At 69.6% G+C, this 12,252-nt stretch carries 9 protein-coding genes and 1 riboswitch; of the genes, 7 read left to right on the top strand and 2 right to left on the bottom strand.

What is annotated here, in order from left to right; all coding sequences use genetic code 11:
* The first annotated feature begins 7 nt into the window (after positions 1-7).
* Positions 8-179, top strand: a riboswitch (cyclic di-AMP (ydaO/yuaA leader).
* Between the two features lie 3 nt (positions 180-182).
* The 7 genes from OH735_RS14645 to OH735_RS14615 all read left to right on the top strand — a co-directional run bounded on the left by OH735_RS14645 (position 183) and on the right by OH735_RS14615 (position 8,477).
* A complete protein-coding gene (locus OH735_RS14645; protein ID WP_406381942.1) occupies positions 183-929 on the top strand; it encodes a transglycosylase family protein in 747 nt (248 codons plus the stop codon).
* A 302-nt stretch (positions 930-1,231) separates the two neighbouring features.
* Positions 1,232-2,521 (top strand): phosphopyruvate hydratase, encoded by a 1,290-nt coding sequence (eno, locus tag OH735_RS14640; protein WP_406381940.1) that lies wholly within the window; start codon positions 1,232-1,234, stop codon positions 2,519-2,521.
* A gap of 214 nt (positions 2,522-2,735) precedes the next feature.
* Positions 2,736-3,206 carry a septum formation initiator family protein gene (locus OH735_RS14635; RefSeq protein WP_406381939.1) on the top strand — a complete coding sequence of 157 codons (471 nt, stop codon included), beginning with the start codon at positions 2,736-2,738 and terminating at the stop codon, positions 3,204-3,206.
* 80 nt (positions 3,207-3,286) lie between these two features.
* On the top strand, positions 3,287-3,820 hold the full coding sequence (locus OH735_RS14630; protein WP_351261362.1) for a DUF501 domain-containing protein: 534 nt from the start codon (positions 3,287-3,289) through the stop codon (positions 3,818-3,820).
* Positions 3,821-4,075: 255 nt separating this feature from the next.
* Entirely contained in the window at positions 4,076-5,017 is a 942-nt protein-coding gene (locus OH735_RS14625) for an exopolyphosphatase (RefSeq protein ID WP_406381938.1), read from the top strand.
* 471 nt (positions 5,018-5,488) lie between these two features.
* Complete coding sequence (locus OH735_RS14620) at positions 5,489-6,874, top strand: NAD(P)/FAD-dependent oxidoreductase (RefSeq protein WP_406381937.1); 1,386 nt, start codon at positions 5,489-5,491, stop codon at positions 6,872-6,874.
* Between the two features lie 298 nt (positions 6,875-7,172).
* The gene (locus tag OH735_RS14615) at positions 7,173-8,477 is read left to right on the top strand and encodes a class I SAM-dependent methyltransferase (protein WP_406381936.1); all 1,305 of its coding nucleotides are present in this window, start codon (positions 7,173-7,175) and stop codon (positions 8,475-8,477) included.
* A gap of 88 nt (positions 8,478-8,565) precedes the next feature.
* Here OH735_RS14615 and OH735_RS14610 read toward each other — a convergent pair whose 3' ends face one another.
* Positions 8,566-11,094 (bottom strand): ABC transporter permease, encoded by a 2,529-nt coding sequence (locus OH735_RS14610; RefSeq protein ID WP_406381934.1) that lies wholly within the window; start codon positions 11,092-11,094, stop codon positions 8,566-8,568.
* Positions 11,095-11,151: 57 nt separating this feature from the next.
* Positions 11,152-11,922, bottom strand: a complete 771-nt coding sequence (locus tag OH735_RS14605) for an ABC transporter ATP-binding protein (RefSeq protein WP_406381933.1) — start codon at positions 11,920-11,922, stop codon at positions 11,152-11,154.
* Between the last annotated feature and the right edge of the window lie 330 nt (positions 11,923-12,252).

Genomic DNA, 12,252 nt, shown 5'->3' with positions numbered 1-12,252 from the left:
GGAACAGACGCGTAAAGCGCCGTAGGCAGGAGCGGGGGACCCAGGTAAGCGCCGGGCCCGATCGTCGAAAGACGCATCAGGACCGGCTTGGGGTGAAGTCGCGTGCTAGGACGTGCGACCGGGCAACTCACTTGGCCCGAACCCGACAGCTCACCTCGTAGGCGTCGGTGAGGAGAAGTTCCATGCTGTTTTCCAGCAAGGGCAAGCACCGCCGCCCGTCCAAGGCCGTCCGTGTCGCCACGCTCGCCGGTGTCGCCGGTGCCGCCGTCGCCGTTCCGCTGATGGGCGCGACCGGCGCCTCCGCCGCCTCCGTCGCCACCTGGGACGCCGTCGCCCAGTGCGAGTCGGGTGGCAACTGGTCCATCAACACCGGTAACGGCTACTACGGCGGTCTGCAGTTCTCGCAGTCCAGCTGGGCCGCCGCCGCCGGTACGCAGTACGCCCCCCGTGCCGACCTGGCCACCAAGGCCCAGCAGATCGCCACCGCCGAGAAGCTCCTCGCCATGCAGGGTCCGGGCGCCTGGGGCTGTGCCGGTGCCGGCAACCTGACCAACGACGGTGTCGACCCGGGCGTCGACACCGGCTCCTCCTCGAACTCCGGCGCCACCAAGCAGCAGAGCGCCCCGGCCGCGCCGAAGCAGCAGGCGCAGCCGAAGAAGGCCGAGCGCACCGAGGCTCCCGCCGCCGACCGCTCGGACCGCTCCGCCGCCCCGCAGGCCGAGTCGAAGAAGACCGTCACCACCCCGACCGGCCAGAAGGTCGGGAAGGGTGACGGCGAGTACAAGGTCGCCTCCGGCGACTCCCTGAGCAAGATCGCCGCCGACCACAAGGTCAAGGGCGGCTGGCAGCGGCTGTTCGAGCTGAACAAGGACATCGTCAAGGACGCGGACCTGATCTACCCGGGTCAGCAGCTGCACCTGACCAAGTAGTCCAGGGCCTCTCCTCCCCGAGCACCCCGGCCCGGCGCGCATCCCCCGTATGCGCCGGGCCGGGGTTTCCTGTGTCGCGCGCCACCCCCGCGTGACGCCTCTGCTCTGTGTGATCGTTCAACTGTTGTAGTTACTGACCAATAAAATTCTGACGGTTTGTCTGGCAATGCTCGCCCTCGGGTCCTTTTTCGTCCCAGGGGTCGGGCGGTCGTCCGGCTGAGCGGGCCGGGCCGGTTAGGCTCTTGTCGCAAGGCCAAAGTGACCCTGCACAACCAGTGTCATATCCCAGAAGGAGATGCCTCGTGCCGTCCATCGACGTCGTCGTAGCCCGGGAAATCCTCGACTCCCGGGGGAACCCCACGGTCGAGGTCGAGGTTGGCCTCGACGACGGCAGCACGGGCCGTGCTGCCGTGCCGTCCGGCGCCTCCACCGGTGCGTTCGAGGCCATTGAGCTTCGCGACGGTGACCCCAACCGCTACCAGGGCAAGGGCGTGGAGAAGGCCGTCCTCGCCGTGATCGAGCAGATCGGCCCGGAGCTCGTCGGATACGACGCGACCGAGCAGCGGCTGATCGACCAGGCGATGTTCGACCTGGACGCCACCGAGAACAAGGGCTCGCTCGGCGCCAACGCCATCCTCGGCGTCTCGCTGGCCGTCGCCCACGCCGCCTCCGAGGCCTCGGACCTGCCGCTCTTCCGCTACCTCGGCGGCCCGAACGCGCACCTGCTGCCCGTTCCGATGATGAACATCCTCAACGGTGGGTCGCACGCCGACTCCAACGTGGACATCCAGGAGTTCATGATCGCCCCGATCGGCGCGGAGTCCTTCTCCGAGGCGCTGCGCTGGGGTGCCGAGGTGTACCACACGCTGAAGAAGGTCCTGAAGACCAAGGGACTTTCGACCGGTCTCGGCGACGAGGGCGGCTTCGCGCCGAACCTGGAGTCGAACCGCGCCGCCCTCGACCTCATCGTCGAGGCCATCAAGGAAGCCGGCTACGTCCCGGGCAAGGACATCGCGCTCGCGCTCGACGTCGCCGCGTCCGAGTTCTACAAGGACGGCACGTACGAGTTCGAGGGCAAGTCCCGCTCGGCCGCCGAGATGACCGAGTACTACGAGGAGCTCGTCTCCGCGTACCCGCTGGTCTCCATCGAGGACCCGCTGTACGAGGACGACTGGGCCGGCTGGAAGGTCATCACCGACAGGCTCGGCGCCAAGGTGCAGATCGTCGGCGACGACCTCTTCGTCACCAACCCGGAGCGCCTGGCCCGCGGCATCGAGGAGGGCTCCGCCAACGCCCTGCTCGTCAAGGTCAACCAGATCGGTTCGCTGACCGAGACCCTGGACGCCGTCGAGCTCGCCCAGCGCAACGGCTTCAAGTGCATGATGTCCCACCGCTCCGGCGAGACCGAGGACGTCACCATCGCGGACCTCGCCGTCGCGGTGAACTGCGGCCAGATCAAGACCGGCGCCCCGGCCCGCTCGGACCGCGTCGCCAAGTACAACCAGCTGCTGCGCATCGAGGAGATCCTCGACGACGCCGCGGTGTACGCGGGCCGCTCGGCGTTCCCCCGGTTTCGCTCTGCGAACCAATAAGCACAGCGCTCTGCGAACCAATAAGCACAGCGCTCTGCGAACCAATAAGCACAGCGCTCTGCGAACCCATAAGCACAGCGCTCTGCGAACCAATAAGCAGAGCAAGGGCTGAGCACCGGCCCGTCGTGGGCCGAAGCACCCGGCTTGCGTCCGTCCCCGCACTCGGTCCCGTACCGTGTGCGGGGACGGACGTGCGTAACGGGGAGGCGGAGACATGGCCGCGAAGGACCGGGACCGGTTCTCCACCGCGACCCGGCTGCGGCTGCTCGGCGAGCAGACCGCCGCCCGTGTCTACCGGTCGCAGAGCCGCCGTCAGGCCCGCCGCTCCCGGCTCACCGGCCGGGCGGCCTTCCTCGCCCTCGTCGTCTGCTCCCTGGTGGTGGCGCTCGCGTACCCGATGCGGCAGTACGTCTCGCAGCGGGACGAGATCGCTGACCAGGAGCGCCTGGCGCAGGAGGCCCGTGCCCGCACCGAGGAGCTCCGCGACGAGAAGGCGCGTCTCCAGGACGACGCGTACGTCCGGCAGCTGGCCCGCAAGCACCTGCACTACCTTCTTCCCGGGGAGACCGGTTACACGGTGATCGACCCCGACGCGGTCAGGGAGCGCAACGGCGAGACGGACGATTCCGACCGGCCGTGGCACTCCAACCTCTGGGACGGCGTCGACAGCGCCGACCGCGACTGACTCTCCTCGTCCCCCTTCGTCCCTCCTTCATCCCTCTGCAGAACCGCAGTTCGAGCAGCCCGATCAGAACCTAGGCAGGCATGGAAACCCCCCCTCCGCAGACCGAGTCCACCGCGCCCACCGAGGCGGACATCGCCGCGTTCCAGCAGCAGCTGGGCCGCCCACCGCGCGGGCTGCGCGCGATCGCGCACCGCTGCCCGTGCGGCAACCCGGACGTGGTCGAGACGCAGCCCCGGCTGGAGGACGGTACGCCGTTCCCGACGACGTACTACCTGACGTGCCCGCGTGCCGCGTCCGCGATCGGCACGCTGGAGGCGAACGGCGTCATGAAGGAGATGACCGAGCGCCTCGGTACGGACCCCGAGCTGGCCGCCGCGTACCGGGCCGCGCACGAGGACTACATCGCCCGGCGCGACGCCATCGAGGTGCTGGAGGGCTTCCCGAGCGCGGGGGGCATGCCGGACCGGGTGAAGTGCCTGCACGTGCTGGTCGGGCACTCGCTGGCCGCGGGGCCCGGGGTGAACCCGCTGGGCGACGAGGCGATCGCGATGCTGCCGGAGTGGTGGCGCAAGGGGCCGTGCGTTTCGCCGTGCGGCGCGCCGGACGAGGACTGAGCGTTCCCCCCCCGGGGGCTCCGCCCCCGGACCCCTGCTCCTCAATCGCCGGAGGGGCTTGGTTTGGGGCTCTGCCTCGGGCCTCTGCTCCTCAGTCGCCGGAGGGGCTTGGTTTGGGGCTCTGCCCCGGGCCTCTGCTCCTCAGTCGCCGGAGGGGCTTGGTTTGGGGCTCTGCCTCGGGCCTCTGCTCCTCAGTCGCCGGAGGGGCTTGAACTGCTCCTCGACTGCCGGAGGGGCTTGATCTGGGAGTACTTCATGACCCGCGTGGCCGCCATCGACTGCGGTACCAACTCCATCCGTCTGCTCGTCGCCGACGCGGACCCGTCCACCGGTGAGCTCGTCGAGCTCGACCGGCGGATGGAGATCGTCCGCCTCGGGCAGGGCGTCGACCGCACCGGCCGGCTCGCGCCCGAGGCCCTGGAACGGACCTTCGCCGCGTGCCGCCAGTACGCGGAGGTGATCAAGGAGCACGGCGCCCGGAAGATCCGCTTCGTCGCCACCTCCGCCTCCCGCGACGCGGAGAACAGGGACGAGTTCGTCCGCGGCGTGCTGGACATCCTGGGCGTCGAGCCCGAGGTGATCAGCGGTGACGAGGAGGCGGAGTTCTCCTTCATCGGCGCCACCAAGGAACTCGCGGGCCGCGACCACTTCGAGAAGCCGTATCTCGTCGTGGACATCGGCGGCGGCTCCACCGAATTCGTCGTCGGCGACGACCACGTGCGGGCCGCGCGCTCCGTGGACATAGGGTGCGTCCGGATGACCGAGCGGCACCTCGTGCACGACGGCGTCGTGAGCGATCCGCCGACCCCCGACGAGATCACCGCGATCCGCGCCGACATCGACGCGGCCCTCGATCTCGCCGAGAAGAGCGTCCCGCTCACCGGGACCGCCACCCTCGTCGGCCTCGCCGGGACGGTCACCACGGTCGCCGCGATCGCCCTGGAGCTCGACGCGTACGACTCCGAGGCGATCCACCACTCCCGGATCTCCCTCGACCAGGTCCAGGAGATCACCGGACGGCTCCTCGCCTCCACCCACGCCGAGCGTGCCGCGATCGGCGCCATGCATCCGGGACGGGTCGACGTGATCACCGCCGGGACGCTGATCCTGCTCGCCGTGATGAAGCGGACCGGGGCCCGGGAGGTCGTCGTCAGCGAGCACGACATCCTCGACGGAATCGGCTGGTCGATCGCCTAGGACCCGCCCCCGCGGCGACCGTGAGCGGCACTGCGCACCGGCCTTCCGCAGGGTGCCGAAACGGTGCTCATGCGCACTCCGGCCTGCACTTTTGAGCCGATGTGGGCCACCCGAGGGGCCCTCCGCGGCACACGTCGCGACAAACTTCGTGAACTTCTTCACAAGGAATTCGGCCCCGCGGAGGGCAGTTCTCGTCCGTACGGGCATCGAAGGCCGCTCGCGGGGTCGTCCCGTGTCGATACGGGACCGTTCCGGGCGCGTTGTCGGCGCGTGGATCGGGGCGGTGGTTCGCCCGGCCCGACGGCTCAAGGGCCAGCTCACAGGCGGTGAGCAACGTTCGCCGCCACGCCGTGGTTCCCCTCCGGGGTCATGACCTCGGTCACGTGGGCGGCGGAGTGTAGCAGAGGGTGGGGGATAACTTGTGAAGGGGCTCACGAGCCCTCCACCCGAGGGGGGTGGATACTCGATGGCATGAGCACCACGGAGCGTCCCAGGATCCTCGTAGTAGGCGGTGGGTACGTAGGCCTGTACGCAGCTCGGCGCATTCTGAAGAAGATGCGCTACGGCGAGGCGACCGTCACGGTCGTCGACCCCCGGTCGTACATGACCTACCAGCCCTTCCTCCCCGAAGCCGCCGCCGGCAGCATCTCGCCTCGGCATGTCGTCGTCCCGCTGCGACGCGTACTGCCGAAGGCCGAGGTTCTCACCGGCCGCGTCACCACCATCGATCAGGACCGCAAGGTCGCCACGGTCGCGCCGCTCGTCGGCGAGGCCTACGAGCTGCCCTTCGACTACCTGGTCGTCGCGATGGGCGCGATCTCCCGCACCTTCCCGATCCCCGGCCTCGCCGAGCAGGGCATCGGCATGAAGGGCATCGAGGAGGCCATCGGCCTGCGCAACCACGTCCTCGAACAGCTGGACAAGGCCGACTCGACGGCCGATGAGGACGTCCGCCGCAGGGCGTTGACGTTCGTCTTCGTGGGCGGCGGATTCGCCGGCGCAGAGACCATCGGCGAGGTCGAGGACATGGCCCGCGACGCGGCGAAGTACTACACGAACGTGAAGCGCGAGGAAATGCGCTTCATCCTCGTCGACGCCGCCGACAAGATCCTTCCCGAGGTCGGCCCGAAGCTGGGCACCTGGGGCCGGGAGCACCTGGAGTCCCGTGGCGTCGAGGTCTTCCTCTCGACCTCCATGGACTCCTGCGTCGACGGTCACGTCGTGCTGAAGAACGGCCTGGAGGTCGACTCCAACACGATCGTGTGGACGGCCGGCGTGAAGCCGAACCCGGCGCTGGCCCGTTTCGGCCTGCCGCTCGGTCCGCGCGGTCACGTGGACACCTCCGAGAAGCTCCAGGTGCAGGGCACCGACTACATCTGGGCCGCGGGCGACAACGCCCAGGTCCCGGACATGGTCGGCCGTCGGGCCGGCAACCCGAACGCCTGGTGCCCGCCCAACGCCCAGCACGCGCTGCGTCAGGCCAAGGTCCTCGGCGACAACGTCATCTCCGGGATGCGGGGCTTCCCGCAGAAGGAATACAGCCACGCCAACAAGGGTGCGGTCGCCGGTCTGGGGCTGCACAAGGGCGTCGCGATGATCGTCATGGGCAAGATGAAGATCAAGCTCAAGGGCCGTCTCGCCTGGTACATGCACCGTGGCTACCACGGCATGGCGATGCCGACCTGGAACCGTAAGATCCGGATCTTCGCCGACTGGACCCTTGCGATGTTCCTCAAGCGCGAGGTTGTCTCGCTCGGCGCCATGGAGACGCCGCGCGAGGAGTTCTACGAGGCCGCCAAGCCGGCCCCGGCACCGGCCGCCGCCAAGGCCGCGGGCGAGAAGGCCAAGGCCTCCTAGCCCGCCCGCGGGCCCACTCGCCCGCGCAGTACGTGCACAACGCCCGAAGGGGCCGTCCGCCATCCGTGGTGCGGACGGCCCCTTCGGCGTATCCACGTACCCGGACCGCAGTGCGCCCACAGATAGGTGCTCTGTGCAGGTATTTTGCCTTTCCGTTGCGCTGTAGCGGGATGGCGCGCGCTGCGCAGACTGTTGACGGGGATGCACCTCGCCGTGGCGTCGTGGGTGCTCGGCGTGGTTGCAGGCATGTTTGGGCATATTTGGGCACATTGGGAACACCATCACGGAGGTGTGCGCCATGGCAGACGCCGCATTGCGGCTGACCGCTCTCGCCGAGGAGTTGCTGGGAGAGAAGCTGCTGGTCCGTATCCGGGCCTGGGACGGCAGCGAATCAGGACCGCCCGATGCCCCCGTCCTCGTCATCCGGGACCGCCGCGCGCTGCGCAGGCTGCTCTGGAAGCCGGGTGAACTGGGCCTGGCCCGCGCGTGGGTGGCGGGCGAACTCGATATCGAAGGCGATCTGTACGAGGCCCTGGACCTGATGGCCTCGCTGATCTGGGACCGCGGCGCGGAGGCCAAGGACAGCGTCCACCCGGTCCGCGACCCGAAGGTGCGGGCCTTCGCCAAAGGGCTGTTGCAGCTCGGCGGCCCCTGGCTCCCGCCCGCCCCGCCGCCCGAGGAGGTACGGCGCCGCACCGGCACCCTCCACACCAAGCGGCGCGACAAGGAGGCCATCAGCCACCACTACGACGTGGGCAATGACTTCTACGAACTGGTCCTCGGCCCCTCCATGGTCTACTCCTGCGCCTACTGGGAGGACGACGGAATCCTCGAGGGCGCCCAGCGCGACAAGCTCGACCTGGTCTGCCGCAAGCTCGCGCTGAACGAGGGCGACCGGCTCCTCGACGTCGGCTGCGGCTGGGGCTCCATGGCCCTCCACGCGGCCCGCGAGTACGGCGCCCGGGTCACCGGAGTGACCCTCTCCGTCGAACAGGCCGCCTACGCCAGGAAGCGCATCGCGGAAGAGGGCCTGACCGACCGGATCGAGATCCGGGTCCAGGACTACCGGGACGTCAGGGACGGCCCGTACGACGCCATCTCGTCCATCGGCATGGCGGAACACGTCGGCTCCGTCCGCTTCCGCGAGTACGCCGACGACCTCTACGCACTTCTCAAGCCCGGCGGCAGACTGCTCAACCACCAGATCGCCCGCCGCCCCGAGAAGGACGAGTCCGCGTACCACGTGGACGAGTTCATCGACGCCTACGTCTTCCCGGACGGCGAACTGGCCCCGGTGGGACGGACCGTGACCACCCTCGAAGAAGCCGGCTTCGAGGTCCGTGACGTCGAGTCGATCCGCGAACACTACGCACTGACCCTGCGCACCTGGGTCGCCAACCTGGAGAAGTACTGGGAGCGGGCGGTCCGGATGACCTCGCCCGGACGGGCCAGGGTCTGGCGCCTCTACATGGCCGCCTCCGCCCTGTCCTTCGAGCACAACAAGATCGGCGTCAACCAGATCCTCGTCGTACGCCCGGCGGAGGGCGGGGCCTCCCGCATGCCGCTGAGGGCCCGCGTCTGGGGGGCGTCGGCGACCGGCTGACACGGGGATGGACGGGGGGCCGGTACGCGCGGTTCCGCACTGCGCGTACCGGCCCCCGTCCGTACCGTCCCGGCTCGCCGGGAGCCCGCTACTCGGTCTTGATGGCCGTCAGCATGTTCAGCTTCGCGGCGCTGCGGGCGGGCCACAGCGCGGCCAGCACACCCACCGCGCCCGCCAGCACCAGGAAGACCGCGATCCGGTCCCACGGGACGACCAGTGCGTAGTCCGGGATGGACGATGCCACGGTCTGCCCGATCGCCCAGCCGAGGAACATGCCGAGCACGACACCGACCACCGCGCCGAAGAGCGAGATGACCACGGCCTCCAGGCGGATCATGCGCTTGACCTTGCGCCGGTCCAGACCGATCGCCCGCAGCATGCCGATCTCCTGCTGGCGTTCGAAGACCGACATCGCCAGGGTGTTGACGACCCCGAGCACCGCGATGATCAGCGCCATCGCCAGCAGCCCGTACATGATGTTCATCGCGAGGTTGACGGAGCCGCCGAACATGTCGCGGATGTCCTGACGGTCCATCACGCTCATGCCCGGGTTGTCACCCAGCGCGTTCACCAGGGACTTCTCGTTGGCCTTGGTCGCACCGCCGTCCATCTTCAGCCAGACCTCGGAGATGTGCGCCCGGGCCTCGTGCTGGTCGGCGACCTTCTTCGAGATCAGGACCGGCGAGAGGAACTCGTTCTCCTTGAAGACCGCGCCCACCCTCAGCTCGCCCTTCTTGTCGTCGTCGAACTTCACCCGGAGGGTGTCGCCGGTCTTCCAGCCGTTCGACTTCGCGGTCTTCTCGGCCACCGCGATGTCGCCGCCGGCGAGCGAATCGATCGAACCGGAGACCGTGGTGAGCGTGAAGACCTTCTGCACCTGGCCGGGGGTGACGGCGGACGCGGCGTGGAACCTGTCCCCGACCCGCACCGACGTGGCCTGCTGCGGCGAGACCGCCGAGACGCCGTCGGCCTTCTCCAGGGCGCTGAGTGCCGTCTCGTCGAGCGAGTCGCGGCTCGCCATCGACACCATGTAGTCGGCTCTGATGTTGTCCGTCGTCATCCGGTCGACGGCCTGGCCGAGAGTGACGCCGAGCACGGAGATGCCGGTGACCAGGGTGAGGCCGATCGCCAGCGCGGAGGCGGTGGCGCCGGTACGCCGCGGGTTACGGACCGCGTTCTGCGCGGCCAGCTTGCCGGACACCCCGAACAGTCGCCGCAGCAGCGGGCGCACCAGCGCGATCACCGGCCGCGACAGCAGCGGGATCAGCACGATGACACCGATCAGCGCGAGGAAGGCACCGGCGGCGATGACGGCCTGACCGGTCGATCCGGACTGCGCCGCACCCGCCACGATCGCGGCCGCGCCCAGCAGGGTGAGCACCGCGCCGATCGAGTTGCGCAGTACCAGGGACTTGACGGTGGCCGTCGCGTGCACGCTGCTCATCGCCGCGACCGGCGGGATCTTCGCCGCCCGGCGGGCGGGCAGCCAGGCGGCCAGCACGGTGATCAGGACGCCGACGCCGAACGCGGCGATGACGGCGGTGGGCGAGATGATCAGGGGCCCGGCCGGGATCTTCCCGCCGAACAGGCCCATCGCGGAGCGCAGCCCGGAGGCGAGCCCGAGGCCGAGGGCGAAGCCGACGACCGAGGCGATCACGCCGACCACCGCTGCTTCGAGGAGCACCGAGCGCTTGACCTGGCGGCGGGAGGCGCCGACGGCGCGCAGCAGCGCCAGCTCCTTGGTGCGCTGGGCGACCAGCATGGTGAAGGTGTTGGCGATCAGGAAGACACCGACGAAGAGAGCGACGCCCGCGAAGCCGAGCAGCATCCTGTTGAGGTTGCTCAGGCCGCTCTCGATCTGCTTGGCCTGCTCGTCGGCGAGCGCCTTGCCGGTCCTGGCCTCGGCGTCCTTGGGCAGCAGCGGCTCCACGTCGGCCAGCAGCTTCTCGGCGGAGGCGCCGGCCGCGGCGGAGACGTTGACGTCCTTGAACTCGCCGGGCCTGAGGTACAGCCGCTGGGCGACCGGGGTGTCGAAGAGGACCAGGCTGCCGCCCGCGTTGACCGCGCCGTCCTCGGTGGTGAAGACGCCGGCGAGGGTGTACTCCTTCACCGGCCCGTTCGTGGCGACCCGGACCCGGTCACCGACGTGGTACTCGCCCTTCTTCGCGGTCTCCTGGTCGAGCGCGATCCGGTCGGCCGCGTCCGGGCCCTTGCCGTCGACGAAGGTGTACGCGGAGTCCTTGCCGTTCCTGCCGGGGGAGTAGTTCCCTCCGGTGTTCGACCAGCCGTTGCCGATCAGCTTGCCGTCGGGGTCGGCGACGCCGGCGAAGCCGGAGACCCGGCCGGTGGCGGTGTCCACTCCGGCCAGGCCCTGGATCTTCTTCAGGGTGGCGGCGGTGATTCCGGGCGTCCTGCCGTCGCGCTGGTCGGCCCGGGTGGTGACGGCGACGGCGACGTTGTCGTAGCTCTTCGCCGACTGGTTGCGGAAGGCGTTGCCGAGGGTGTCGGTGAAGACCAGGGTGCCGGACACGAAGGCCACGCCGAGCATCACGGCGAGCAAGGTCATCAGCAGCCTGGCCTTGTGCGCGAGCACATTGCGCAGGGCGGTACGGAACATGTCTGTCAGTCCTGGGATGGGGAGGAGGCCGGAGGAGGGCGCGGGGCAGGGCGGGCGTCAGCTGGTGCGGCCCCTGGCCTCGAACGCCTTCATCCGGTCGAGGACCCCGTCCGCCGTGGGGCGCATCATCTGGTCGACGATCCGGCCGTCCGCGAGGAAGACGACCCGGTCCGCGTAGGAGGCCGCCGCCGGGTCGTGGGTCACCATCACCACGGTCTGCCCCAGCTCGCGCACCGAGTTGCGCAGGAAGCCGAGGACCTCGGCGCCGGAGCGGGAGTCCAGGTTCCCGGTCGGCTCGTCACCGAAGATGATCTCCGGCTGCGAGGCCAGGGCGCGGGCCACCGCGACGCGCTGCTGCTGGCCGCCGGAGAGCTCGGCCGGCCGGTGCGTCAGCCGGTCGGAGAGGCCCACCATGTCGATGACCCGGCGCACCCACTCGGCGTCGGGCTTGCGGCCCGCGATGTCCATGGGGAGCGTGATGTTCTCCAGCGCCGTCAGGGTCGGCAGCAGGTTGAACGCCTGGAAGATGAACCCGATCTTGTCCCGGCGGAGCTGGGTGAGCTGCTTGTCCTTGAGGGAGCCCAGCTCCGTCTCACCGATCCGCACCGAGCCGCTGCTGAAGCTGTCGAGGCCGGCCACGCAGTGCATCAGCGTGGACTTGCCGGAGCCGGACGGGCCCATGATCGCGGTGAACTCGCCCTGCGGGAAGTCCACGGAGACCCGGTCCAGGGCCGTGACCCTGGTCTCGCCCTCTCCGTAGACCTTCGACAGATCCGTGGCGCGGGCAGCCACCGTGGTGACGCGGTGTGCGGTGGAAGTGGTGGTCACGGGAATCTCCTGATTCGGGGCTCCGGTCGAAGTTTCGCCCGGGTGCGTCGCGGCTGCGACCGGTGAGTTCCGGCCGCTCGGGAACCTCTCCATCGTCACCGTCGTAACGCCGCGGTTCGTCAGTCCCCGTGCCCGTTCCCGGGGCCCTCTTGAGTCGCACCGCAGGGCCCCTGCGTCCTCCTTCGGTATGACACCGACCCTGAGGGCGTTCGCCCGATCGGGTGGCGCCGCCCATGGCGAGCACCGGCGCGCGCCTGGTGAATGTGCCCGGCGAATACTCCGTCCGGGTGCGGCGACTTTACGTCAATCCGGATTGCCGGCCGCTGCGGC

The organism is Streptomyces sp. NBC_01618, assembly GCF_045209435.1.
GTDB lineage: Bacteria > Actinomycetota > Actinomycetes > Streptomycetales > Streptomycetaceae > Streptomyces.
Note: the sequence above shows the minus strand (reverse complement) of the source record. Positions and strands in the feature narration are given on the sequence as shown.

Bases quoted from the DNA above. Each gene is read 5' to 3' on its own strand.
- OH735_RS14615 (WP_406381936.1), top strand. From the start codon at position 7,173: ATGGCAGACGCCGCATTGCGGCTGACCGCTCTCGCCGAGGAGTTGCTG.
- OH735_RS14610 (WP_406381934.1), bottom strand. From the start codon at position 11,094: ATGTTCCGTACCGCCCTGCGCAATGTGCTCGCGCACAAGGCCAGGCTG.
- OH735_RS14625 (WP_406381938.1), top strand. From the start codon at position 4,076: ATGACCCGCGTGGCCGCCATCGACTGCGGTACCAACTCCATCCGTCTG.
- OH735_RS14620 (WP_406381937.1), top strand. From the start codon at position 5,489: ATGAGCACCACGGAGCGTCCCAGGATCCTCGTAGTAGGCGGTGGGTAC.
- OH735_RS14635 (WP_406381939.1), top strand. From the start codon at position 2,736: ATGGCCGCGAAGGACCGGGACCGGTTCTCCACCGCGACCCGGCTGCGG.
- OH735_RS14645 (WP_406381942.1), top strand. From the start codon at position 183: ATGCTGTTTTCCAGCAAGGGCAAGCACCGCCGCCCGTCCAAGGCCGTC.
- OH735_RS14630 (WP_351261362.1), top strand. From the start codon at position 3,287: ATGGAAACCCCCCCTCCGCAGACCGAGTCCACCGCGCCCACCGAGGCG.